At 70.5% G+C, this 22,454-nt stretch carries 23 protein-coding genes, 2 tRNA genes and 1 riboswitch; of the genes, 13 read left to right on the plus strand and 12 right to left on the minus strand.

Annotated elements, in window-relative coordinates:
- Positions 1-174 precede the first annotated feature (174 nt).
- The 4 genes from EHO50_RS35445 to EHO50_RS35460 all read right to left on the minus strand — a co-directional run bounded on the left by EHO50_RS35445 (position 175) and on the right by EHO50_RS35460 (position 4,068).
- On the minus strand, positions 175-1,200 hold the full coding sequence (locus EHO50_RS35445; protein WP_128435353.1) for a M23 family metallopeptidase: 1,026 nt from the start codon (positions 1,198-1,200) through the stop codon (positions 175-177).
- Between the two features lie 11 nt (positions 1,201-1,211).
- Positions 1,212-1,369, minus strand: a riboswitch (cyclic di-AMP (ydaO/yuaA leader).
- A 233-nt stretch (positions 1,370-1,602) separates the two neighbouring features.
- Entirely contained in the window at positions 1,603-2,688 is a 1,086-nt protein-coding gene (locus tag EHO50_RS35450; RefSeq protein WP_246101723.1) for a PP2C family protein-serine/threonine phosphatase, read from the minus strand.
- Positions 2,689-2,801: 113 nt separating this feature from the next.
- Positions 2,802-2,875: transfer RNA gene (locus EHO50_RS35455), tRNA-Met, on the minus strand.
- 56 nt (positions 2,876-2,931) lie between these two features.
- Positions 2,932-4,068, minus strand: coding sequence for a dihydrofolate reductase family protein (locus EHO50_RS35460; RefSeq protein WP_128435355.1), 1,137 nt, complete (start codon positions 4,066-4,068; stop codon positions 2,932-2,934).
- Between the two features lie 83 nt (positions 4,069-4,151).
- Between EHO50_RS35460 and EHO50_RS35465 the strand changes: the two genes are divergently transcribed.
- Positions 4,152-4,667, plus strand: a complete 516-nt coding sequence (locus EHO50_RS35465; protein WP_128435356.1) for a MarR family winged helix-turn-helix transcriptional regulator — start codon at positions 4,152-4,154, stop codon at positions 4,665-4,667.
- 112 nt (positions 4,668-4,779) lie between these two features.
- Positions 4,780-5,424 (plus strand): GTP cyclohydrolase II, encoded by a 645-nt coding sequence (locus tag EHO50_RS35470; protein WP_128435357.1) that lies wholly within the window; start codon positions 4,780-4,782, stop codon positions 5,422-5,424.
- Positions 5,425-5,519: 95 nt separating this feature from the next.
- Here EHO50_RS35470 and EHO50_RS35475 read toward each other — a convergent pair whose 3' ends face one another.
- Both EHO50_RS35475 and EHO50_RS35480 read right to left on the minus strand, forming a co-directional pair.
- Complete coding sequence (locus EHO50_RS35475) at positions 5,520-8,798, minus strand: S8 family serine peptidase (RefSeq protein WP_128435358.1); 3,279 nt, start codon at positions 8,796-8,798, stop codon at positions 5,520-5,522.
- A gap of 242 nt (positions 8,799-9,040) precedes the next feature.
- On the minus strand, positions 9,041-9,826 hold the full coding sequence (locus EHO50_RS35480) for an MBL fold metallo-hydrolase (protein WP_128435359.1): 786 nt from the start codon (positions 9,824-9,826) through the stop codon (positions 9,041-9,043).
- Between the two features lie 269 nt (positions 9,827-10,095).
- On the opposite strand from EHO50_RS35480, the gene EHO50_RS35485 reads away from it, so the two are divergent.
- Positions 10,096-10,335 (plus strand): hypothetical protein, encoded by a 240-nt coding sequence (locus EHO50_RS35485; protein WP_128435360.1) that lies wholly within the window; start codon positions 10,096-10,098, stop codon positions 10,333-10,335.
- 115 nt (positions 10,336-10,450) lie between these two features.
- On the plus strand, positions 10,451-10,867 hold the full coding sequence (locus EHO50_RS35490; protein WP_128435361.1) for a nuclear transport factor 2 family protein: 417 nt from the start codon (positions 10,451-10,453) through the stop codon (positions 10,865-10,867).
- Between the two features lie 88 nt (positions 10,868-10,955).
- Here the strand turns inward: EHO50_RS35490 and EHO50_RS35495 are convergent, their stop codons facing one another.
- From EHO50_RS35495 to EHO50_RS35505, 3 genes are read right to left on the minus strand one after another with little or no spacing between them, the layout of a single operon-like run.
- Complete coding sequence (locus EHO50_RS35495; RefSeq protein ID WP_128435362.1) at positions 10,956-11,381, minus strand: arsenate reductase ArsC; 426 nt, start codon at positions 11,379-11,381, stop codon at positions 10,956-10,958.
- Between the two features lie 32 nt (positions 11,382-11,413).
- The gene (locus EHO50_RS35500; RefSeq protein WP_128435363.1) at positions 11,414-12,148 is read right to left on the minus strand and encodes an aquaporin; all 735 of its coding nucleotides are present in this window, start codon (positions 12,146-12,148) and stop codon (positions 11,414-11,416) included.
- Positions 12,145-12,549, minus strand: a complete 405-nt coding sequence (locus EHO50_RS35505; protein WP_128435364.1) for an ArsR/SmtB family transcription factor — start codon at positions 12,547-12,549, stop codon at positions 12,145-12,147. Before EHO50_RS35505 ends, EHO50_RS35500 begins: the two co-directional genes overlap by 4 nt.
- 105 nt (positions 12,550-12,654) lie before the next feature.
- On the opposite strand from EHO50_RS35505, the gene arsM reads away from it, so the two are divergent.
- From arsM to EHO50_RS35555, 9 genes are all read left to right on the plus strand, one after another.
- Entirely contained in the window at positions 12,655-13,548 is an 894-nt protein-coding gene (arsM, locus tag EHO50_RS35510; RefSeq protein WP_128435365.1) for an arsenite methyltransferase, read from the plus strand.
- Between the two features lie 320 nt (positions 13,549-13,868).
- Positions 13,869-14,132: a hypothetical protein gene (locus EHO50_RS35520; RefSeq protein WP_128435367.1), complete on the plus strand. Its 264-nt coding sequence runs from the start codon at positions 13,869-13,871 to the stop codon at positions 14,130-14,132.
- Between the two features lie 36 nt (positions 14,133-14,168).
- Entirely contained in the window at positions 14,169-14,489 is a 321-nt protein-coding gene (locus EHO50_RS35525; RefSeq protein WP_128435368.1) for a hypothetical protein, read from the plus strand.
- Entirely contained in the window at positions 14,486-15,160 is a 675-nt protein-coding gene (locus tag EHO50_RS35530; RefSeq protein WP_128435369.1) for a DUF5819 family protein, read from the plus strand. Before EHO50_RS35525 ends, EHO50_RS35530 begins: the two co-directional genes overlap by 4 nt.
- Entirely contained in the window at positions 15,157-16,200 is a 1,044-nt protein-coding gene (locus EHO50_RS35535; protein ID WP_246101724.1) for an HTTM domain-containing protein, read from the plus strand. Before EHO50_RS35530 ends, EHO50_RS35535 begins: the two co-directional genes overlap by 4 nt.
- A 75-nt stretch (positions 16,201-16,275) precedes the next feature.
- Entirely contained in the window at positions 16,276-16,770 is a 495-nt protein-coding gene (locus EHO50_RS35540; protein ID WP_128435370.1) for a hypothetical protein, read from the plus strand.
- Positions 16,767-17,663 carry a serine hydrolase domain-containing protein gene (locus EHO50_RS35545; protein WP_128435371.1) on the plus strand — a complete coding sequence of 299 codons (897 nt, stop codon included), beginning with the start codon at positions 16,767-16,769 and terminating at the stop codon, positions 17,661-17,663. The genes EHO50_RS35540 and EHO50_RS35545 overlap by 4 nt, the downstream gene beginning before the upstream one ends.
- On the plus strand, positions 17,660-19,111 hold the full coding sequence (locus EHO50_RS35550) for a phytoene desaturase family protein (RefSeq protein WP_128435372.1): 1,452 nt from the start codon (positions 17,660-17,662) through the stop codon (positions 19,109-19,111). The genes EHO50_RS35545 and EHO50_RS35550 overlap by 4 nt, the downstream gene beginning before the upstream one ends.
- A 5-nt stretch (positions 19,112-19,116) precedes the next feature.
- Entirely contained in the window at positions 19,117-19,380 is a 264-nt protein-coding gene (locus tag EHO50_RS35555; RefSeq protein ID WP_246101726.1) for a hypothetical protein, read from the plus strand.
- Between the two features lie 4 nt (positions 19,381-19,384).
- Here the strand turns inward: EHO50_RS35555 and EHO50_RS35560 are convergent, their stop codons facing one another.
- From EHO50_RS35560 to EHO50_RS35570, 3 genes are all read right to left on the minus strand, one after another.
- On the minus strand, positions 19,385-20,359 hold the full coding sequence (locus EHO50_RS35560) for a helix-turn-helix transcriptional regulator (protein ID WP_128435373.1): 975 nt from the start codon (positions 20,357-20,359) through the stop codon (positions 19,385-19,387).
- 332 nt (positions 20,360-20,691) lie between these two features.
- Positions 20,692-20,764 (minus strand) — tRNA-Lys (locus tag EHO50_RS35565).
- Between the two features lie 120 nt (positions 20,765-20,884).
- Entirely contained in the window at positions 20,885-22,420 is a 1,536-nt protein-coding gene (locus EHO50_RS35570) for an amino acid permease (protein ID WP_128435374.1), read from the minus strand.
- Between the last annotated feature and the right edge of the window lie 34 nt (positions 22,421-22,454).

Raw genomic sequence — 22,454 nt, forward strand, 5'->3', positions numbered from 1 at the left:
GGCCGCTCTTCCGGGGCAGCCGCAAAGTTCCCGTAAACAAGCGGACCCCGGCGCTCCGGAAACCGGCAGCCCTGACGTCGGGGGGGGTGCCGTCAGGGCCGCCGGGGATCAGGAATCGCCGGGGATGGGAAGCCTCAGGGATCAGGATCCGCTGGGATCAGAGACCTCGAAGGGTCAGGGCGTGAGTCCCTTGCCGCGCAGCCACGCCATCGGGTCGATGCCGTTCGCGCTGCCGTCGGGGTGCACTTCGAGGTGCAGGTGGGCGCCGGTCACGTTGCCCGTGGCGCCCACGCGGCCGATGACGTCGCCCGTGTTGACCTTCTGGCCCACGCTGACGCTGATCGAGGACTGGTGCGCGAACCAGAGCTCGGTGCCGTCGTCGAGGGTGATCTCCGTCTTGTAGCCGTACGAGCCGTCCCAGCCGGCGAAGGTGACCGTGCCGGAGTGGATCGCCTTGATCAGCGTGCCGGTGGGGGCGGCGAAGTCGAGGCCCGTGTGGTAGCCGGAGGACCAGTAGGCGCCGGCCTGCCCGAAGGTCGAGGTGATGGTGTACGAGGAGGTCGGCAGCGTGTACTGCTTGGCCAGCTCGGCGAGGCGCTCGGCCTCGGCCTTCTTGCGGGCCTCCTCCTCGGCGGCGGCCTTCGCGGCGGCGGCCTTGGCCTCGGCTTCCTTCTCCGCCTTGGCGACCGCTTCGGCGGCCTCCTTCTCGGCGGCGGCGACGGCGGCAGCGGCGGCCTTGCTGTCGATCTGGTCCTGCTGGAGCTCGGCCTGCGCGATGATCCGGCTGCGCAGCGCCTCGCCGGCGTCGGTGGTGCCCTGCGTGGTCTCCTCGGTGGCCGTGCCCATGGTGCTGAGCGCGGTGGCCGTGTCCTCGGCGGGCTCGGCCGAGTCGTCGGAGATCAGGGGCAGGTCCGGCATGGTGATGGCGACCGGCGGCTTGCCGCTGTTCGCGCTGGCCATGCCGCCCGCGCCGACGGCGGCTATGACACCGACGCCGAGAACCGTGGAGCTGCGGGCGAGTCCCCCACCGCGCTGCTTGGAGACACGATGCCTGCCGCGTACGGGACGAATGGACTCCGCGGTGGGGTTCCACTCCTCGAACGGGCCCTCGTCGGTGCGGTAGCTGTCGTAGCCGAAGGAGTCGGTACTGCGTTGACTCGGCACGAACGGGGCTTGCTGGGCAGGCCGGTTGGACGCCACGTGGGCGTGCTCCTTTCCTTCCTTCTCGCCTACCGGGTTAGCTGACGGGTTCGGAGCAGGAAGGTCTCCTACGCGCGTATACCGGCCGTGAGTTCACGGCGGCATCCGTGCGATTCACCCCAAGGTGGTGGTTCCCCGGTTCCCTTGCGGGATTCGGCGCGTGCGCACGGAGCCGACTCTTGTGACGGCTGGGACGACCGCGCTGCGTTATCGAACGTTAATAGACGCGGGGTGTGGATTCCAAGCTGTTCCACTTGATCATTAACGATTCTCGGCTGGACTTACTGGTCATGAGCGGCCCAAATCGGGCGAGTTGGCCAGGGCTCAGCAACCTCACAGGTATTGACGGTATGTCAGTTGTTATGCGGAGGGCGGTCGCCCGATCACCCCTCGTGACAACGATCAAGGCCGTCGTACGGCGATGAGTGCCAGGTCGTCCGCCATGCCACCCCCGGAGTGCCTGCGCACCTCCGCCGCGAGCTCGCCGAGCAGCGCGGCCGGCTCGCGACGGGCGTTGTCCCGTCCCGCGAGCCGGGCCTCGGGGTCGTAGAACCGGTCGTCCTCGTCCCGCGCCTCGGACAAGCCGTCGGTGTACAGCAGCAGCGTGGCCCCGCCCGGGAAGCCGGCCTCCTGGGCCCGGTCGGGCCAGGTGCCGAGCTCGCCCATGCCGAGCGGCAGGGCCGGCTCGGGGGCGAGCAGTGAGCGCACGGTGCCGTCGGCGTACAGCAGCAGGGGCGGCGGATGCCCGCGGTTGACGAGGCGCACGATCCCGTTGCCGTGCGGCAGCTCGGCGAGCACGACGGTGGTGAACCCCTCGGAGGACTCGACCCCCTCGCGCCGGGTGCGCTCGCGCGCCAGCGCCCGCTCCAGCCGCTGTGCGACCGCCTCCAGCGTGGACTCCTGCTCGGCCGCCTCCCGGAACGCCCCGATGACGACTGCGACCGCCCCGACCGCCCCCATGCCCTTGCCGCGCACGTCCCCCACGACGAGCCGTACGCCGTTCGGAGTGTCCTGCACGGCGTACAGGTCGCCGCCGATGGAGGCGCCCTCCTGCGCCGCCTCGTACCGTGCCGCGATCTGGAACCCGCCGATCCGCTCGGCCGGCTCGGGCAGTACGGCGCGCTGGGCGGCCTCGGCGATCTCGCGGGCGGAGGCGAGCCGCTCGTCGCTGCGGCGGACGAGGACGTTGATGAGGACGGCGAGGACGGAGACGGTGACCACGGTGGCCAGCTCGGTGATCACCTCCGCCCGGGGGGTGCCGCCGAGGATGATGCGGAGCACGAGCAGTACGACGAAGGCGGCGAGGCCCGTGAGCACCGTGCCGCGCAGCGAGTACAGCGGGGCGGCGACCAGGGGTGCGGCGGTGAAGAAGGGAGCGCCGGTGAATTCGGTGGGCGTGACGTAGTCGTACGCGCCTCCGGCCGCGATCAGCAGGGCGGGGAGCAGCCGGACGAACCGGCGTGCGTACGAGATCCGCCGTTCCTCCACCTCACCAGGGTTGCCGAAGCGGAGGCGGGGAGCGAGTGGTGTGGGCCGACCGGACGAGGGCTGGGAAAACACTCAGGGCCGGAACTGAATCAGTTCCGGCCCTGAGCCTTCAGTAGCGGGGACAGGATTTGAACCTGCGACCTCTGGGTTATGAGCCCAGCGAGCTACCGAGCTGCTCCACCCCGCGGCGATGACTCAATAGTACGCCATCCGCAGGACACAAAGCACACGCCTTTCCCGGCGTCACGGCAGAAGGTGACTATTCGGGGCCTTTGCCCGTTCCTCGTACTCCGGCAGGACCAGGACATCCACCCCCTCCCCCGCCAGCAGCCCACTCCCGTCGGCCGCCACCACGAACGTGTCCGGCTCCCGCCAGGCCGTCACCACCCGACGCACCCCCGCCGCCAGGATCAGCCGCGCACAGGGCGCCGGCCGAGAGGCCCGCCGGGTACACGGCTCCAGGCTGCTGTACACCGTGGCCGACGCCAGCCTCGGATCGTCGGCCGCGACCTTCGCGAGTGCCGCCTCCTCCGCGTGCGCCACGGGATCGTCGCCCTCCCTGGAGTACCCGCGCGCCAGCTCGGTCCCGTCGGCCGCCACCACCACCGCTCCGACGCTGAAGGCCGTCTCCGACGGCGGGCACTGCGCCGCCAGGTCACACGCCAGGGCCAGCCAGTGCCGATCCGCGGCGGCGGGAAGGACACCGGCGCCGGGTGCCGTCGGCTCGTAGCGCATCAGGACGACGTCCTCGATCCGCCGTGTCTCCAGCAGCCGCAGCCGGCCGCTCTGATACCCACCCGGCCCGAACAGCCGCGGTGCGTCCGGGTCCCCCACGAACAGCGGCGCCAGCACCAGCTGCACCTCGTCCGCGAGCCCCTGCTGAAGTAGCTGGGTGTGGATCGTGCCGCCGCCCTCGACCATCAGCCGCTCGACGCCGCGCACCTCGCGCAGGTGCTCCAGCAGCCCCCGCCAGTCCAGCTCGGCGCCCAGTGCGACCACGTCCGCCGCGACCGGCGTCCGTCGCAGCCGCTCCGCGCCCTTCTCGGTCGTGTAGACGACCTTCTCGCCGCCCGTGTGCCAGAAGTTCGCCGTGGGATCCAGCTCGCCGGACGCGCTGACCGTGACCTTCAGTGGATACTCCGGCTTCCCGGCCGCCACCCGCGCGGCCCGCCGCTCGGCCGAGTTCACCAGCAGCCGCGGATTGTCCGCCCGGATGGTGCCGGCGCCGATGAGGATCGCGTCCACTGACGCCCGTACCTCGTCGACCCGGTCGAAGTCGGCCGGGCTGGACAGCAGCAGGCGCTCGGGGGTGGTGTCGTCGAGGTAGCCGTCCAGCGAGACCGCGGCGGACAGCAGGACGTAGGGGTACGACGGGGACATGGGCGCGCTCCCTTTCGGAGCCGGAGTGAGACTGTGACAAGGCGGGGCTTGGTTCAAGTTTGAAACAAAACTACACTGGCCGTATGACGACTCGCTGGCTCACCCCCGAGGAGCAACGCGCCTGGCGCGCGTACATCGGCGCCGTCCTCCTCGTCGAGGACGCGCTGGACCGGCAGCTCCAGCAGGAGGCCGGCATGCCTCACATGTACTACTCCATCCTCTCCACCCTGTCCGAGTCCCCGGAACGCCGCCTGAGGATGACCGATCTCGCGGAACGGCTGAAGATCACCCGCAGCCGGCTGACGTACGCCGTGACCCGCCTGGAGAAGGACGGCCTGGTGCGGCGCGAGGACTGCCGCTGGGACAAGCGGGGCAGCGTGGCAGCCCTCACCGACGAGGGGATGCGGGTCCTGGAGCGCGCGGCCCCGGGCCATGTCGAAACCGTACGGTCACTGCTCTTCGACCGGCTGAGCCCGGAGCAGGTCGGGCAGCTGGAGGAGATCTTCACCGCGGTCGGCGAGGGGTTCCAAGGGGACAGCGCACACGCCACCGCGGATGAGGTGCCGTGGCGGCGGCGCTCCTCCAAGTCCTGTTCGTGACCTGCGTGACAAACTTGTTGCTTCAAATTTAAAGCATGGGGTAGGGTCCTGGACCGAGGAGCTGCTTCAAATCTGAAGCAGCTGACCCACGTACGGAACCCGGAGAACCCGCATGCCCGACTTCACCGCCGCCGCCACCCAGCGCGCCCGTGTCCGGGTCCCGCTGCGCTTCCACGACGGTTACTCCGTAGACGCCGAGCTGGTCACCTTCCACGGCCTGACCGACGGCCAGGAGCACGTGGCCGTCGTCCTCGGCGACCCGGCCCCCGGCAGCACCCCGCTGGTCCGGCTGCACTCCGAGTGCCTGACCGGCGACGTCTTCGGCTCGGCCCGCTGCGACTGCGGCCCCCAGCTGCGCGAGGCCGTCGAGCGCATCGCCGAGCGCGGTGGCGTGCTGCTGTACCTGCGTCAGGAGGGCCGCGGCATCGGGCTCTACAACAAGCTGGACGCGTACGCCCTCCAGGACCAGGGCCTCGACACCTACGCCGCCAACGCCGCCCTGGGCCTGCCCGAGGACGCCCGCGACTACACGGCGGCCGCCCAGATGCTCACCGCCCTCGGCATCGGCGAACTGGACCTGCTCTCCAACAACCCCGACAAGGCCGACCAGTTGCGCGCCCTCGGCATCGAGGTCCAGGGCCGCGTCCCCACCGGCGTCTTCGCCACCCCGGACAACGTCCGCTACCTGCGCGCGAAGGTCCTGCAGACCCAGCACACGCTGCCGCTGGGGGACCTGGCAGGGCTCAGCGTGGGCTGAGTGAGGGCAACGGGAAAGGGGCGGGTGTCCGGATCGGACACCCGCCCCTCAGCCATGCGTCATACGACCACGACTAACTACGACTACGAGTACGACTACGGCGTGACCTTCTCGATCGTCACCCCGCCGACACCCGCGGTCGTCCCGCGCGTGTCCACCAGCCGTACCTCGCCGAAGAGCTGCCGGCCCTCGGGCACGGCCCGCGCGACCGTGACGCTCGCCGTCACCTTCGCCGAGTCGCCCGTGCCCAGCTTCACCGGCGTCGACTCGTCGACGGTGACCGAGCCGAGCGCGGAGGAGAAGAACGCGTCCCGGTAGTCGAACTCGGTCTTGCCGGACGGCACCTCGAAGCCGACGACCTCGACGGTGTACTTGCCGGCGGCCGGGTCGGCGATGGAGACGGCCTCCTCGGAGTCGCCGTCCGCGGACTGGCCGACGAGGTTGCCCTCGGCGTCGTACACGTTCAGGTCGAGGTCGGAGGCCAGGTCGGAGACCTTGCCGATGGCGACGTCCAGCGACGTGGTGCCCTCGGGCACCTCGATGGTGCTGGTCTGCGTCTCACCGTCGGCGATGGTCGGCCGCGCGGTCTTCGACGAGCCGAGCGCGCCGCCCTTGAGCTTGCCCTCCACGGCCGCCAGCTTGTTGGTCACCGTCCAGGAGGCGGCGACCGGAGTACCGACCTTGGCCTCCGGCACGGTCACGGACGCCGGGTCGAAGGACGCGCCGTACACGGTGGCGTTCAGCTTGTACGGGTTGTCCAGCAGTGCCGACGTGCGGCGCGCGTCGACCTCGATCTCCCAGACGCCGGGCAGCGGGTCCTCGTAGGAGGCGATGTCCGTCGTGGTGGGGTCGTTGTCGGCGACCGGGGTGCCGTACGGGCTGATGGCGCTGAACAGCGTCCGGCTGCCCTCCTTCAGCCCGCCCAGCGTGACCTGGAGCGACTTGGTGCCCTCCGGGACGGTCACGAAGTACGACTTGAAGTTGTTGCGCTGCACCGAGCCCGAGGCGGTGAAGGTGTGCTGGACCGGCGTGGAGACCACGACGGTGTTCAGGATCTGCTTGTCGACGCCCACCGTCCTCGGGTCGTCGGCCTGAAGGATCGCGCTCTTGATGCCCGCGTGCTTCGGCGCGGCCTGGACCTTGACGGTCACCGCCTTGTTCAGCGGCAGGTCGACGACCTTCGGGCCCACGATCGAGAAGGTGCGCGCCTTGTTGTTCGCCAGGCGCAGGGTGTGCGGGAGCGAGCCGGCGGGGCCGGACGTACGGGTGATGGTGACGTCGTACGTCTTCTTCTGGCCGGCCTTGAGGCCGCCCTCACGGTCGTAGATGCCCGTGCCGAAGCCCGGGGTCTTCAGCGCCTGGTCGAGCGCGGTGTCGACCGGGGCCTTCACGGCGTAGTCATGGGCGGTGGCGCCCGCCTTGACGGCCTTCCAGGCGTCGCCGACGTCGATGAGGCCGGCACCCTCCTCGTACGCCTGGAGTCCCTCGATGTGGTGGGCCGTCGAGGTGAGAGCGGTGCGCAGCTTCTCGGGCGTCAGCTTGATGCCCCGCTGCTTGGCGGCGCTCAGCAGCAGCGCGCTCGCGCCCGCCGTCTGCGGGGACGCCATCGAGGTGCCGTTGTACATGGCGTAGCCGGCGGGCAGCTGCCAGCCCGCCTCGGCGATCGGCGAGCCGGGCATCCAGGCCGGGATCGTGCTCACGGCGGAGCCGGGGGCGACGACGGTCGGGGTGAAGCCGCCGTCCTCACGCGGGCCGCGCGAGGAGAAGTTGAACAGCTGGTACTTGTTCGCCACGCCACTGCCGTAGTTGGCGGCGAAGGTCTCCTTGGAGACGCCGGCGCCGACCGAGATGACCTTGTCGGCCAGGCCCGGGTCGCCGATGGTGTTGGCGCCGGGGCCGGAGTTGCCGGCGGAGATGACGAGCTGGACGCCGTAGGTGTCGATGAGCCGCGTGTAGAGCTCGGCGCGGGCGTTGTTGCCGTCGTTCAGCGGGGGCAGGCCGCCGATGGACATGTTGACGACGTCGACGCCACGGTTGACGACGAGGTCGATCATGCCCTCGGTGAGCGCGACGTTCGAGCAGCCCGGGCCGAAGATGCAGGCCCGCGCGGAGACGATCTTCGCGCCGGGGGCGGCACCGTTCATCTTGCCGCCGAACATGCCGTTGGCGGCGGTGATGCCGGCCACGTGGCTGCCGTGCGAACCGGCGGTGAGGCCGATGTTGACGAAGTCGGCCTTCTTGCCGACCCAGTCGCCGCCCAGCGGGTCCATCGGGACGTCCTTGCGGACCTCCACGACGAAGTCCTGCGTCTCGGGGATGTCGGTGGCCGGGTCGTCCGTGCCGAAGTGGCCGACCTGATGCCCGTCCTTGTAGGGCTTCATCGGCGTGTCGTCGGTGAAGTCACCGTTGTCGTCGACGTCGACGGTCACGGTCCCGGCGGCCGGGTCGTACAGCACACCCCAGTCGTCGGTGGTGTCGCCGTCGCGGTTGACGTCACCGTCGGCGTCGCCGTCCGTGACCTTGCCCTGGTTGGTGACGGCCTCGCGGAAGGTGCTGATCAGGTGCGAGCCCTCGGGCGCCTTCCAGCTCTTGCCGCCGTAGGTGAAGGCCGGCCCGGAGACGGAGGTGGTCATCGCCCGCCAGGTGCCGTCGCCGTCGACGATGGGGTCGGTGGCGGTCACCCAGTCGACGATCTTGCGCTCACCGGTCGTCGTCTTCTGCAGCGCGGGGCTAGCGAGGTCGACACCGGTGTCGAGGACGCCGATGGTGACCCCGCGCCCGTCGGCCTTCGGGTTCTTCTTCACGAAGTCGACGGCGCCCGTCTCGAAGGACGGGTTGTACGGGTTCTTCGCGGGGGTGCTCTTGTCCGGGCCGGGGTAGGTGGCCGCGGACGCACCCGCCTTGCTGCCGCTGTCGAGGCTCGGCTCCTCCAGGGGTATTTCGTTCCGCAGGTCGATGGCCTGCACGGAGGAGAGCTTCGCGGCGGCCGCGATGGCCGAGTCCGCCTTGGCGGTCGGCACCGTGGCCCGTACGTAGCCGAGCTTGTCGTACGTACGGCCCACGGAGCCGCCCTTGATCGCGTCCAGCTCCGCGGCGACCTTCTCGGTCTGCCCGGGCGCCGTGGCGATCATCATCGTGACGGTCTTGTCGCGCTGTGCCTTGGCCTCCGCGAGGAGGTCGGCGTCGTCCGAACCGAGCTTGTCGTGCGCGGACTTGACGCCGGGGTCGGCCGCGGTGGCGGGTGAGCCGTCCGCGGCGAGGGCGAGGGGTATGGGCCCTGCCGCGGAGAGCGCGGCGACGAGGCCCGCGGCCACGGCGATACGGGCGACGCGTGTCGCGCCCGGTATCGGGGCCGGGTGGGGGGTGGTGGGCATGGTGATCCCTGGTGCTGAAGGAACGTAGACGTCGGCGGCCGTATCGAGCACCTTCGACCGCCGCGGTCCGGAATGTGATCCCGGATGATCGCCCAGCTTCCCTCAAGGGACCGATTTCTGTTGATAGTTCAGCGAGCGGAGATCGCCGACTGGCACAAACTCGCCATGCGTCACGGGGGACTTATCGGGCCAGGCTGTGACATTCCTGTGAGGCGGGCCGGTGACGACTCCCCGAGGGCCCGTCAGCCCAGCTGGACCCGGTCGATCAGCCCCGCCTCGGTGAACGCGGCCACCAGCTCGTCGCGGCCCTCGGTGAAGTGGGCCCAACTGTCGAAGTGGACGGGGACGATCCGACGCGCCCCGAGGATCTGGGCGGCCTCCACGGCCCGGGCACTGTCGAGGGTGAGCAACCGGCGGTCGAGCACGGCCGTGCGGGCGGCGCCGGCGAAGAGGACGGCGGTGTCCACCGGCCCGAACCGGTCGGCGATCTCCTTGACCGGCCCGAGCTGGGCGTTGTCGCCGCTGACGTACACCGTGGGCAGACCGTCCCCGGTCAGCACGAAGCCGACGACCTGACCGACGACCGCTTCGAGTTCCTCCCGCTCCCCCGGGCCGTGCAGTGCGGGCACCCCGGTCACGGTGATCGTGCCCCCACCGGGCCGGTCCACGGTCACGGACTCCCAGTCCCCCAGTCCCCGAGCGGCACCGCCCAGCCGCCTGGCGCCACTTGGCGTGGTCAAGGTCAACGGCACCTCGGAGAGCAGCGCACGGCCGGAGACGTCGAGGTTGTCGGGGTGCTCGTCGTGCGAGAGCAGAACCACGTCGATCGGCCCGAGCTCGGCGGGCGAGGCGGATGCGGCGGCGGTCTTGGTCAGGGCGCGGCCGCCACCCAGCGGGTAGTCGCCGGGGGCGTCGAAGGTGGGGTCGGTGAGGAGGCGCAGACCGCCGTACTCGATGAGGGCGGTCGGGCCGCCGAAGACGCGGACGGGGACGGAGACCTGCTCGCTGGTGGTGCGGTTGGTGACCATTCGTCAGACCTCACGGTTGGTGGTTGATGTATCCGTGAGGCACAGCTAACCGCTTCTCACGGATAGGTGCAAGCCATACCGTGAGAATCCTGTGCGGGACCGAAGTCGACCCAAGGCTGCGGACATTGAGACCCCGTCACACCCGATTGCCCCTCAGGACCCCCATATGGCAGCTCCGGTGAGCACTGTGGGAGATATCGGATTAGCCTCCCATATGAGCGCAAAGTGGATCTATCAATGGTGCGCTCCAACCAACCCAAGGAGGAGCAATGCGCAAGCTTCAGAAGGCCGCTGTCGCGGCCGCGATGCTGGGGAGCTTCACCTTCATAGCCACCGGCACCGCCACCGCATACGACGGCCATGGCCACGGAGGGTGCAAGTCCCACGACTTCAACCTTGACATCCTCGGCCAGGTCGGCATCGCGAACGGAATTGCGGGCAACATCCTGAATGGTGAAGGCAACGCCGGCGGGCAAATCAACCACACCGGCTCGAGTTGTCACCACTAGTCGTCCCAGTTCAGCACAACAAGTCTCGGCGCCGGGCCCACCAGCCCGGCGCCGAGTCCGTCTGCCTACGGGGGCGGGGCGGGAGCAGAATCTCTCAGACTCGAGGTAAGTGAGCGTGACTGCTGATGAGCTTGTGTCGGCCTACCTGGCCGGCCTGGAACGTGCGGATGCCGAGGCGGTACTGGAGCTGTTCGCGCCCGGCGCGATCGTGCACTCACCGCTCTACGGCCCCAAGCCGGCCACCGAGTTCTACCCCGAACTCTTCGCCGACACGAGCCGCTCGCGTCTGACGCTGCTCGGCGTGACGAATGGCCGTACCCAGCAGGGCGCCAGGCTGATCGCCTTCTGGTTCCACTTCGACTGGCGCCTGCCCTCGGGGGCAGCCGCCCCGTTCGACGTGGTGGACCTGGCCGAACTCAGCGAGGACGGCCGTATCGCCACCCTGCGCATCGTGTACGACACCGTCAATGTGCGGCCGGTCTTCGAACGCGAGACCGGTACCTCCTGGCGGCCGGGCGAGGATCACAGCTGAGGCCGGTGCCGCAGGGTGCCGCCGGTGCAATCGTGTGCGGCGAGGTCATCGCCCAACACTCACACCCGGGTGCACCCTCGTCCTCGGCTCAGGCGGATGCCGCCGGAATCCCCAACTCGGCCAGCAGATCGCGCACTCGCCGCTCGATCTCAGCCCGGATCGGCCGCACGGCGTCCACCCCCTGACCGGCCGGATCTTCGAGCTGCCAGTCCAGGTACCGCTTGCCCGGAAAGATCGGACAGCTGTCCCCGCAGCCCATCGTGATGACGACGTCCGAGGACTGTACGGCCTCGGTGGTGAGGATCTTCGGCGTCTCGGCGGAGACGTCGATCCCCACTTCCGCCATGGCCTCGACCACGGCCGGGTTGACCGCGTCGGCGGGAGCGGAGCCGGCCGAGCGGACCTCGACCCGGTCACCGCCGAGGTGGGTGAGGAAGGCGGCGCCCATCTGGGAGCGGCCGGCGTTGTGGACGCAGACGAACAGGACGGACGGGCGCGGGGCGGCAGTGCTCATGGCAGGTGTCCTTGCGGGTGGTGGCGTGGCGGTCAGGAGGAGGCGAGTTCGGGTTTGCCGTGCGGGACGACGACGTCGTCCGCCGGGCGAGCAGGACGTCCGTACACGACTGCTACGGCGGCCAACCCGAGTACGGCGCCGAGCAGTTGTGCCGCGATGAACGGGGCGACGGAGGCAGGGGCGATCCCCGCGAAGGTGTCGGTGAAGGCGCGGCCGATGGTGACGGCGGGATTCGCGAAGGACGTGGAGGAGGTGAACCAGTAGGCGGCCCCGATGTAGGAGGCCACGGCTGCCGGGGCCAGGTAGGCCCGACCGACGCGCTCCAAGCCGAATATGAGCAGGATCAGCCCACCCGTGGCGATGACCTCACCCAGCCACAAGTGGCCGGCGGACCGGTCGTGGGTGGAGAACCTCACCAGCGGCACGCCGAACATGGCGTCGGCCAGCACCGCGCCGCCGATCGCCCCGGCCACCTGCGCCAGAACGTACGCGGCGACCTCCCGAAGGCTCGGCCCGGCGCCGGTGCGGCGGCCGGTGAACCAGGCGGCCAGGGTGACGGCGGGGTTGAAGTGCGCGCCGGACACCGGCCCCAGCAGCGTGATCAGCACGCCCAGGCCGAAGACCGTGGCCAGCGAGTTGGCCAGCAGCTGCACACCGACGTCCTGGGACAGCTCGGTCGCCTGGATGCCGGAGCCCACCACCACGGTCACCAGCAACCCGGTCCCCACCGCCTCGGCGGCGACACGACGACCGAGGGACGCGGTCACGCCGACACCCCCGCGGTCTGCCGTGTCGTTGTCGGTGTCGTTGTCGGTGTCGTTGTCGTCAGAAACCCGGCGAGCTTGTCCAGGACGCCCGGGAGCACCCAGTAGTAGACCCAGGTCCCGCGCCGCTCGCAGTCGATGAGCCCGGCCTGCCGCAACAGCTTGAGGTGGTGGGAGATCGTCGGCTGGGACAGCTCGAAGGCCGGCGTCAGCTCGCACACGCAGACCTCGCCACCCTCCCCGCGCGAGGCGATCATCGACATCAGCCGCAGCCGGACCGGGTCGCCCAGGGCCTTGAAGACTTTCGCCAGCTCCGTGGCTTGTTCCTCATCCAGCGGCGCGGCGGCCAGGCCCGGGCAGCACGCGGCGCCCTGGCCGATCACCTCAAGCTCTTGTTTCGACATGCCTCTATGTTGACGTTTCTCGATCCAAGGCGCAAGCTTGCATCAAAGAACTTCAATACAGGCCGATCCGGGCACCGCCATGCCCCGTCATCCAGGAGCGAAGTGATGAGCAAGCAGTCCACCGACCTGCGCGAAACCGTTCGCCGGCGGTACGCCGCAGCAGCCATGAAGGTCACCGAGGGCGGCACCGCCTGTTGCGGGCCCGAGCCCGTCGAGGTCGACGACAACTTCGGCTCCACCCTCTACGCCGCCGACGAGCGCGACACCCTGCCCGCCGAGGCCCTGGCCGCCTCCCTAGGCTGCGGCAACCCCACCGCCGTCGCCGAACTCCGCGAGGGCGAACGCGTCCTGGATCTCGGCTCCGGTGGCGGCATCGACGTCCTGCTCTCCGCCCGCCGCGTCGGTCCGACCGGCAAGGCGTACGGCTTGGACATGACCGACGAGATGCTCGCCCTCGCCCTGGCCAACGCCGAGCAGGCCGGCGCCACCAACGTGGAATTCCTCAAGGGCACCATCGAGGCCATTCCACTGCCCGCCGACACCATCGACGTCGTGATCTCCAACTGTGTGATCAACCTGTCCGTCGACAAGCCCGCCGTCTTCGCCGAGACCTTCCGTGTCCTGAGGCCCGGCGGCCGTATCGGCGTCTCGGACGTCGTCGCCGACGACACCCTCACCACCGACGAGCGGGCAGAGCGCGGCGACTACGTCGGCTGCATCGCCGGCGCGCTGTCCTTCGCCGAGTACCGCGCCGGCCTCGAAGCCGCCGGCTTCACCGGCATCGACATCACACCGACGCACCCCGTCGCGGACGGCATGCACTCCGCCATCATCCGTGCCACCAAGCCCGCGGCCCCCGACACCGCCTCCGAGGCGAGGACTTCGCACGGCGCGTGCTGCGGCGTCAATTCCTGCTGCACCCCCTCCGAGACCTCAGCCGACCCCACCAGGACCGTCACGGAAGCCAAGAGCGCATCGGGGTGCGCCTGCCAGAGCTGAGCACATCATCGAGAGCCGCCCGTAGGTCTGATGCGGGCGGCCGGGTCGGCCTGCAAAGTGCGACGCAATCGCGTGCGCCACTCCGACTCGACATCCAGAGCGGTCTGCTCGTCGTCGGCCTCCAACGACGCCGTCAGCTCTTCACGCGAAGTCTCCAGCTCGCCCTCGATGGTGCCGAAAGGGCCGGGCCCAGGGCAGCGGCGCGGCAGGAAAGTGTCGGACCCCGTGCAGGAAGCTGACATGAGCAACAGGCCCGACGCTGCTGTTCCGATGGCATTGTTTCCTCGTCAGAACGACCCGTCAGGTCAAGGGGGAAGCAAGTGAACGCGCAGTCCAGGCGTCATTCGGTTCGCGTCAGGTCGATCGTCGTCCTGGCCGTGTCCGCGGCCGTGGGCTGGGGGTCGACGGGTACGGCCGGTGCCACCGCGGAGCAGCGGCCCGTGCTGTCGGCGTCAACGCATGGAAACGCTTCGCACGACCTGGTGGGGCGGCCGCTCGAGAAATTCTGCAAGAAGCACACGGGCGACCGCAGGCTGCCGCCGCCCTTCAACCGGCTGTGCAAGCTGGTCAACGGCTGGCAGTGAACTGACGGACCGGAAGAAAGACAACGGGAGAAAACAGTGAAGAAGGCAATTGCCGGTGCCGGTGTGGTTCTCGGTGGCGTCGCCGCCCTGCTCGCCATGCAGGCTCCGGCCCAGGCCGCGGCGCCGTCGGTGACCGCCTCCGCCACCCAGGCGGCCGAGCAGAAGACCGACGTGAAGCAGCCGAAGTGGGTCGGCTCCGTGGCCAGGGCCGCAGTCGTCCACGGCAGGGCGCTGGCCGGCACGCAGGCCATCCGCAGCCAGGTCGGCAACGTGGTCCGGATCGCGAGCCTCGGTTCCGCCCCGGCGGACACCACCAGCAAGGGCGCGCCGTCCGTCGAAGAGGTCTTCGACAAGTGACGAGTCATCTCGTGATCAGGAGGGTGGTGCTGCTCGGCGGCGCCGCCCTCCTGGGCCTTCACTTCGCTCTCGCCTCCTTCTCCCAAGCCCCCGCCACCCCGTTGAAGGTCCAGCACTTCGACAAGGTGAAGGGCTACCTGAACCCCTACTTCGTGCAGAACTGGATGCTCTTCGCGCCGGACCCGCTCGCTGACGACCGTGGCGTGCTGGCCCGGGCCCAGTGCCAGGACGGGAGCGTCACCGACTACCACGACGTCACCACCAGCTACGTGCGCAAGGCACAGGCGAGCAGGTTCTTCCCCTCCCGCATGTCGCGGCTGGTCTCCGCGCCGATGCAGTCCATCAACGCGACCGACCCGCTGCTCGACCGGCTGCGGGAGAAGCACAAGGACGACATCGCGAAAGACCAGAAGGACCAGAAGGACGGTGAGGGCAAGGTCCGCCTGATGCCGGAGGAGCAGAAGGCGCAGGACAACGCGGTCCGCTTCCTCTCCCGTTACTCACTGACCCAGATGCCCGACGCCTGCGGCGGTGATCCCCAGCGGATCCAGGTCCGTATGTATGTGCGCGAACTGCCGCCCTGGTCGAAGCGCAACGCCCCGGCGAAGGCCGGCAAGGACACGGTGCAGGTGCAGGACTTCGACTGGCTGAAGGTGGGCGAACTGCGGTGATCACCTCATTTCGCGCGCGGCTGCACGCCCGGACGAGCCGTTCGCTGACGTCGCTCGACCGGCTCGGCTCCACGTCGTTCGCCGTCCTGGGAGTCTCCGGCACGCGGGTCCTGCTCGGCTTCGTCGGCTTCATGTTCTACGCCTCGCAGTACGCCGACCGGCACTATCTCTTCGGCCCCTCGGGCGTCGAGTCCTGGAGCCGTTTCCTCACCGTCCTGGACGAGACGGGCACCTTCAGCCTCTACGCGGTCAGCACCTCGACGGCCTGGTTCGAGCTGGTCTTCCACCTCGGCATGCTGCTGGCGCTCGCGGTCACGCTGGGCGTCGGAGGACGGCCGGTGCTCGCCCTGCACTGGGTGTTCCTGTGGTCGGTGTACCAGCGGGACCAGTTCCTGCTCGACGGCGGCGACAACCTGGCGTACCTCGTCATCCCCATGCTGATGCTCACCCGCTGCTACGACCGGCTCTCCCTGCCGAGCGGCCTGGCCGGACGGGTCAAGGACCGGCTGCCCGCCGGCCTGCGCGCCGCGCAGACCCCACTGCACAACCTGGGCGTGCTCGCCATCGCGGCGCAGATCTGCCTCGTCTACGTCACCAGCGGCCTCTACAAGGTGCAGGGCAAACTGTGGCAGGACGGCACGGCGCTCTTCTACATCATGCGCATCCCCGAGTTCGAACTCCCGGGATTCTCGCGGCTGGTGTACGAGAACGACCTGCTGGTGATCGCCGGCACGTACGCCACCACCCTGTTCCTGGTCTACTTCCCGCTGGGCGTGCTCGTGCCGAAGCTACGCCCCTGGGCGGCCGTGGCGTCGATCGGCTTCCACCTGTCGATCGCCTTCTTCATGGGGCTCACCGGGTTCGCCCTCACGATGGTGGCCTGCGACCTGATCTTCCTGAGCCGGCCGCTCGCCGCGGGGATCCGACTGGCGGGACGTGTCCGCGACCGCGTCGCGGCGTCCGTACGGGAACGGGCCGGATGGCCGGAACAGTCCGCCGTCACGGCGACGCGGACGGCCTCCGCCGAAAATGCAGGCTGATCGTCCGGGCGGGCGGGGCACAGGCGGCCGGGCCGCCCGTCCGGACGGGACGTACAACACGAACGGGAGTCAACTGTGGCGATGGTCGGACTGTTCTGGATCACCGCGGACGAGGTGTACGTGGGTGCCCCGCCGGGCACCGAGGGCCGCGGAGTCCGGCTGACCGAGAAGGGCGTGGAGGCCGACGCGGCCGGTGGCCACCGGGTGTGGACGTGGGAGGAGCTGCGCTCCGCGACCGTCGAGGGCGCCCCGGTGCGCAGCGCTTCCCGGCAGCGGCTGGCGCTGGCCGTGGAGATCGTGCTCACGGCGGCACTGGGCGGCACCGGCGAACCGCCGGAGATGCTGCTGGTGCTCGAAACCGCGTCCGGTACCGAGGAGTTGGCCGTCCACTCGGCCGCCGCCGGCGCGTACGACAAGGAAGAGTTCGCACTCTCCCAGGAACTGCTCGCCCGGTTCGTCGACGGCGGCGCGTCTCCCCGGACGCTCACGGCGTGGGGCAGGGTCGCCGACGGTACGACCCCGAAGTCGCCCGAGCGTCAGGCGCTGCTGCGGAAGTGGACCGGCGGATGAGGCAGTTCCTGCGCCCCGCCCCGATATGCGCGATCTCCGGCACCGGCCCCGTACGGGCCGAGCACGGCCACGACCCGGACGCGTACGTGGAGATCGGCTCCGTCACCAAGGCGCTCACCGGAACCCTGCTGACACGGCTGGCCGACGCCGGGCAGCTCGACCCCGACGACCGGCTGACCGTATGGCTTCCGGCCGTTCCCGCCGGGTCGGAGATCACGCTGCGGCAGTTGGCGGACCACACGTCGGGCCTGCCCCGCCTGCACCCGCAGCCGTCGTCGACCGACCCCCGCGACCCGTACGCGACCCTCGACTCCGAGGAGTTCGACAGGATCCTGCGGCGGCTCGACACGATCGCCGCGCGGGAGCCGGGCGCGGGCGAGGAGTACTCCAACCTCGGCTACGCCGTCCTCGGCGCCGCCCTGGAAGCGGCCGGCAGCGGCACGTACGAGGAACTGCTGCGCACGTACGTGCTCACACCGCTCGGCGTCGACGAGGTCACCGCAAGCCCGCCCGCCGACCGGACGCTGACCGCCCGCGGCCTGTTCGGGCGGCCCCGCGCCCCCTGGACCATGACCGGGCCGATCCTGCCCGCGGGCGGCCTGTGGGCCACCCCCCGGGCCGTGGCGGGACTCGTGAAGGGCCTGCTTGTGGACCGTGCACTGGGCGAACCCGCGGTGTCCTGGCAGCGCGCGGGCGAGCTGCGCTGGCACAACGGAGCGACGCGGGACGCGTCCGTCTTCGCCGGGGCCTTCCCCGGCACCACCACCTGGGCGGTCGTGCACCGGCTCGGCGGCCGGCCCGACCGGACGGACCGGGCCGGGCTGAAGCTGCTCGCCGAAGCGAGGAAGGCCCCGCAGGGCCGGGGAATTCCCGAGAGGCCGGCAACCGGATGACGGACGTCGACGTCGCTGTCGTCGGCAGCGGCCCCAACGGACTCGCCGCCGCGGTCACCATGGCCCGCGCCGGTCTGCGCGTCGAAATCCGCGAACGTGCCGACGACATCGGCGGCGGACTGCGCACCGCCGCGCTGTTCGACAGCGAGGTCGTGCACGACATCTGCGCCGCGGTGCACCCCATGGCCCCCGCCTCGCGGTTCTTCCGCGAGTTCGGCCTCGCCGCCCGCGGGGTGGAACTCCTCCAGCCCCCGATCGCCTACGCCCAACTCCTCGACGGGGGGACCGCCGCACTGGCGCAGCGCGACCTCGCGGCCACCTGTGCCGGACTCGGCGCCGACGGCGCCCGGTGGCGCAGGCTCATGGAGCCCCTGGTCGCGCACAGCACAGGCGTCGTCGACTTCATGCTGTCCGGGCAGCGGTCCTGGCCCGACGACCTCGCCGCCCCGGCTCTGCTGGCGTCGCGCGTCCTGCGTCACGGCAGCCCCTTCCACGGGTTCGCGACCGAGGAGGCGGCCGCGCTGCTCACCGGCGTGGCCGCGCACGCGGTCGGGCGGCTGCCCAGCCTCGCCTCCGGCGCGACAGCTCTGCTGCTCGGGCACCTCGCCCACAGCACGGGGTGGCCGCTGCCGAAGGGCGGCAGCGGCGTCATCGCCCGCGCACTCGCCGACGACCTGGTGGCGCACGGCGGCCGCATCCGCACCGGAGCGCCCGTCGCCGACGTGCGGGAGCTGCAGGGCGCACGGGCCGTCCTGCTGGACGTGGCGCCGAAGGGGTTCCTCGCCCTGGCCGGGGACAGGCTGCCGGGCCGCTACGCAAAGGCCCTGGCGCGCTTCCGGTACGGCCCCGGCGCGGCGAAGGCGGACTTCCTTCTCTCCGCGCCGATCCCCTGGCGCGACCCCGAGGTCGGCCGCGCGGGCACGGTTCACCTCGGTGGCAGCCGGGCCACGATGCTGCGGCAGGAGACCCTCGCGGCGCGCGGTGTCCCGACCGCCGAACCGTTCGTCATGCTCGTCGATCCCGCCGTCACCGACCCCCGACGGGAGGTGCGGGGCAGGCGGCCGATCTGGGCGTACGCGCACGTGCCCAACGGCGACACGCGTGATCCGCTGCCGATGATCCGGGCCGCGATCGAGCGGCACGCTCCCGGCTTCACGGACACGGTCCTGGCCGAACGGTCTGTCACCGCCGCGGGCTTGGAGGCGTACAACCCGAACTATGTGGGCGGCGACATCCTGGCGGGGGCCATCACGCTCACCCAGTCGCTGCTGCGTCCCGTGCCCCGGTTCGACCCCTACCGGACTCCGCTGCGCGGGGTGTACCTGTGCTCGGCGTCCACACCGCCCGGACCCGGCGTGCACGGCATGTCCGGCTACTGGGCCGCGCGTTCCGCCCTGCGGCACGAGTTCGGCATCCGTACGGCTCCGGTTCTCGGCCCCGCGTCATGAGCGTCATGAGCGGCGGGAACGGCGGGAACGGCGGCCCCGAGGCGGAGATCCGCATCGTCCGCCTGGCTGCTCACTCGCCCGCCGCGCCCCTGACGGTGATCCGCCTGCTGGCCCTGCTGCCACCGGAATGGCCCTGCTCCACACGGGTGTCGGCGGACCGGATCACGCTGCAGGTCGGGGCCGGTCCGGACGCGGCACGCGCGGCCGTGGCCACGGCCCTGCGGGACCGCGCGCTGCGCGGCTGGTCCCTGCCCGACGCTCACGAGTGAGGGGTCAGATCCAGCCGCGCTCGCGAGCCAGGAGAGCGGCCTGCGGCCTTCCCGCCGCGCCGAGCAGTTGCATCACGTCGGCCACGTGGCGCCGGTAGGTGCGGACGGAGATGCCGAGTTCGCGGGCGCCGATCTCGTCCTTGCTGACCCGGCACATCGATTCCAGGACGCGCTGTTCCAGCTCGGTCGGCTGGTCGCGGCCGTCGCCGTCCTCGTCGTGCGGCGGAAGGGGCTCCGCCTCGCTCCAGATCTTCTCGAACAGGGCGAGCACATTGGCGACGAGACCGTCCTCACGGACGAGCAGTGCGCCGCGCGCGGTGTCGTCGGGGTCCACGGGCACCAGGGCGATGCCGCGGTCGTAGACGAGGATGCGCTCGGTGACGGTCTGCGCGACCCGGATCTGCGCGCCCTGCGAGGCGAGTTCGCGCAGGTAGCCGGCGGTGGGTGGATGGTCGAGCGCCGTGCGCGGCACGACGCTGCGGATCAGCACGCCGCGCCGCAGGCAGCGCTGGTCGAGGGGACGGGCGTGGGCGATGTTCTCGGGCGTCAGCTCGACGTACGGCTCGACCGAGAGGATCTCCTCGCGCGCGAAGAAGGCCAGGTCGTCGATCCGGGCGCGGATGCGCTCGACGTCCGCCAGCCGCTCGATGCGCGGAGCGGAAGCGGCCTCCCTTGGCTGCTCCTGGCGCAGCTCGGCGACCAGGTGCCGGGCCTGCGTGACCCGGGCAAGCTCCCTGTGGAGCTCCCGCAGACACAGGTCGGTGAGGCGCTCCACGGTCGTCTCCGGGTCCGCGGCTGCGAGCGCGCCCGGTCCGGTGCGGTTCAGCACCCCCAGCGCGCACAAGCGGCGCACGCTCGCGCCCACCTCGTGCCGATCCAGTCCCAGCAGTGTGTGGATCTCGTCGTCGGAGGTGTCCGGATTCCTCAGGAAGTGCCGGTACACGGCCTCTTCAGGGGCGGAGAGCCCCAGCCCGGACATGTCTGATCCCATTGCGTCGCCGCCCCCATTCGACCGCCGCCCCGACCCACCCTGCGCACGGCGGACAGGATGGTCGGTCCCGCCCTGGCGCGAGGCGTTCCGCGATCTGGAGTCTAACCCGCACGGACGCCAGGCGAGTTCGGCGGCGGGTGGGCCGGCCTGGGGGTCGTCGTCCTGCACCGCACGACCAGCGCGGAGGCGATGGTCCACTGGTCGATGACCATGGTCATGAGCCGCCGTCCGCCCCGAAAACGAAGCAGCGCCCGACCCGACCGAAGCCGACTCAGGCGCTGCGCAGCAGGTCAGGCGGGGTATCCCCGCCACCCGCACCGTAGGCCCTGTGGGACTCGAACCCACAACCAATGGATTAAAAGTCCACTGCTCTGCCAATTGAGCTAAGGGCCCAGGCGATGTTGCCACCCCGAGCATAGCCGCCCGTGGCCGTGTCTCCGATCGGGTATCGGGGACACGGCCACGTCGGCGGTGGCGGACGGCGATGAGATGAGTCCTCGCGCGCCCCGCAGCCTACGGATCCACCGCCTCAGCCGCCCCCGCCCGAGCCGCCTCCCGGGCGATCGTCCGCTCGTGGTCGGGGTTGAGGAACCAGTGCCGGGCCGAGGCCAGCCACCAGGTGGCGGCGAAGCCGAGGACGACCAGGACGGCGATGGGGGCGTAGTTGAAGGTCTCCCAGGTCACCGGGGACACCTGCGGCAGCATGAAGAGGATCGTGATCACGCCGACCCATGCCACCGACACCACCCCCACGACCCCCGACCAGCGGCCCAGATGCCACGGTCCCCGCTCGAAGGCCTCCCCCTTGCGCAGCCGCAGCAGCGTCGGGATGACGTACGCGATGTACAGGCCGATCACCGCGATCGAGGTCACCGCCGCGTAGGCCGTCACATTGATCAGATACGGCAGGCCCAGGACCAGCGCCCCGCCCGCTGCCAGCCACACCGCCGCGACCGGCGTGCGCGTGCGCGGGCTGACCGTGTGCCAGATGCGGGAGAAGGGAAGCGCGCCGTCCCTCGAAAAGGCATAGATCATGCGGCTGTTGGCCGTCACCGACGCCATCCCGCAGAACAGCTGCGCCCCGATCACGACCAGCAGCAGAAGCTTGCCGGCGGTCGCGCCCAGCGCGTCGAGCAGGATCTGCGCGGGCGGCGCGCCCGTCGGGGACGTGAGGGCACCCTCGTACGACTGGATCGCGAAGGTGAAGCCCAGCAGCAACACGAAGCCCGCGATCCATGACGTCCAGATCGACCGCACGATGCCCTTCGGGCCCGCGGTCGACGCGTCGTGCGTCTCCTCCGTCATGTGCGCCGAGGCGTCGTAGCCGGTGAAGGTGTACTGGGCCATCAGCAGGCCCAGCAGCACCACGTACACCCCGCTGCCCCAGCCCGTGTTGTTCACGAACTCGCCGAAGACGAACGACGCGGACTGATGGTGGTCCGGTACGAAGGCCAGCGCGCCGACGATCACCGCGACACCCAGCACGTGCCACCACACGCTGATGCTGTTGAGCAGCGCGACGATGCGTACGCCGAAGGTGTTGAGGAGGCCGTGCAGCACCAGGATCCCCGCGAAGAGCAGGATCGTGCGGCCCGGCGTCACCTCGAAGCCGAACTGGAGGTTCAGGTACGCGCCCAGGAAGGACGCGGCCCCGAAGTCGATGCCCGCCGTCACCGCCACCTGGCCCAGCACGTTGAACCAGCCCGTGAACCACGCCCAGACGGCGGCCGTACGCGGCGGCGCAAGCCGGTGCGCCCAGAAGTACAGGCCCGCCGACGTCGGGTACGCCGAGCAGATCTCGGCCATGGACAGGCCGACGAAGAGGGTCATCAGGCCCACGGCCACCCAGCCCCAGGTGATCACCGCCGGGCCGCCCGTGTTCATGCCGAACAGGTAGAGGGTCAGGCACCCCGACAGGACCGAGATGATCGTGAAGGAGACCGCGTAGTTGGAGAACGCCGACATGCGGCGGGCGAGAACCTGCGTGTAGCCGAGCTGGGCCAGCCGCTCTTCGTCAGACAGCCCACTCGCTATGGCGTCATCTGTCATGTCCCCAGCGATTCCCGCGCCGGGGGCATGACAC

It is taken from the genome of Streptomyces cyaneus (genome assembly GCF_004028635.1).
Lineage (GTDB): Bacteria > Actinomycetota > Actinomycetes > Streptomycetales > Streptomycetaceae > Streptomyces > Streptomyces cyaneus.

Excerpts from the sequence above, each read along its gene's own strand:
- EHO50_RS35505 (WP_128435364.1), bottom strand. The coding sequence starts at position 12,549 with ATGTCGAAACAAGAGCTTGAGGTGATCGGCCAGGGCGCCGCGTGCTGC.
- EHO50_RS35465 (WP_128435356.1), top strand. The coding sequence starts at position 4,152 with ATGACGACTCGCTGGCTCACCCCCGAGGAGCAACGCGCCTGGCGCGCG.
- arsM (WP_128435365.1), top strand. The coding sequence starts at position 12,655 with ATGAGCAAGCAGTCCACCGACCTGCGCGAAACCGTTCGCCGGCGGTAC.
- EHO50_RS35545 (WP_128435371.1), top strand. The coding sequence starts at position 16,767 with ATGAGGCAGTTCCTGCGCCCCGCCCCGATATGCGCGATCTCCGGCACC.
- EHO50_RS35560 (WP_128435373.1), bottom strand. The coding sequence starts at position 20,359 with ATGTCCGGGCTGGGGCTCTCCGCCCCTGAAGAGGCCGTGTACCGGCAC.
- EHO50_RS35470 (WP_128435357.1), top strand. The coding sequence starts at position 4,780 with ATGCCCGACTTCACCGCCGCCGCCACCCAGCGCGCCCGTGTCCGGGTC.
- EHO50_RS35475 (WP_128435358.1), bottom strand. The coding sequence starts at position 8,798 with ATGCCCACCACCCCCCACCCGGCCCCGATACCGGGCGCGACACGCGTC.
- EHO50_RS35485 (WP_128435360.1), top strand. The coding sequence starts at position 10,096 with ATGCGCAAGCTTCAGAAGGCCGCTGTCGCGGCCGCGATGCTGGGGAGC.
- EHO50_RS35555 (WP_246101726.1), top strand. The coding sequence starts at position 19,117 with ATGAGCGGCGGGAACGGCGGGAACGGCGGCCCCGAGGCGGAGATCCGC.
- EHO50_RS35480 (WP_128435359.1), bottom strand. The coding sequence starts at position 9,826 with ATGGTCACCAACCGCACCACCAGCGAGCAGGTCTCCGTCCCCGTCCGC.
- EHO50_RS35495 (WP_128435362.1), bottom strand. The coding sequence starts at position 11,381 with ATGAGCACTGCCGCCCCGCGCCCGTCCGTCCTGTTCGTCTGCGTCCAC.
- EHO50_RS35570 (WP_128435374.1), bottom strand. The coding sequence starts at position 22,420 with ATGACAGATGACGCCATAGCGAGTGGGCTGTCTGACGAAGAGCGGCTG.
- EHO50_RS35460 (WP_128435355.1), bottom strand. The coding sequence starts at position 4,068 with ATGTCCCCGTCGTACCCCTACGTCCTGCTGTCCGCCGCGGTCTCGCTG.
- EHO50_RS35550 (WP_128435372.1), top strand. The coding sequence starts at position 17,660 with ATGACGGACGTCGACGTCGCTGTCGTCGGCAGCGGCCCCAACGGACTC.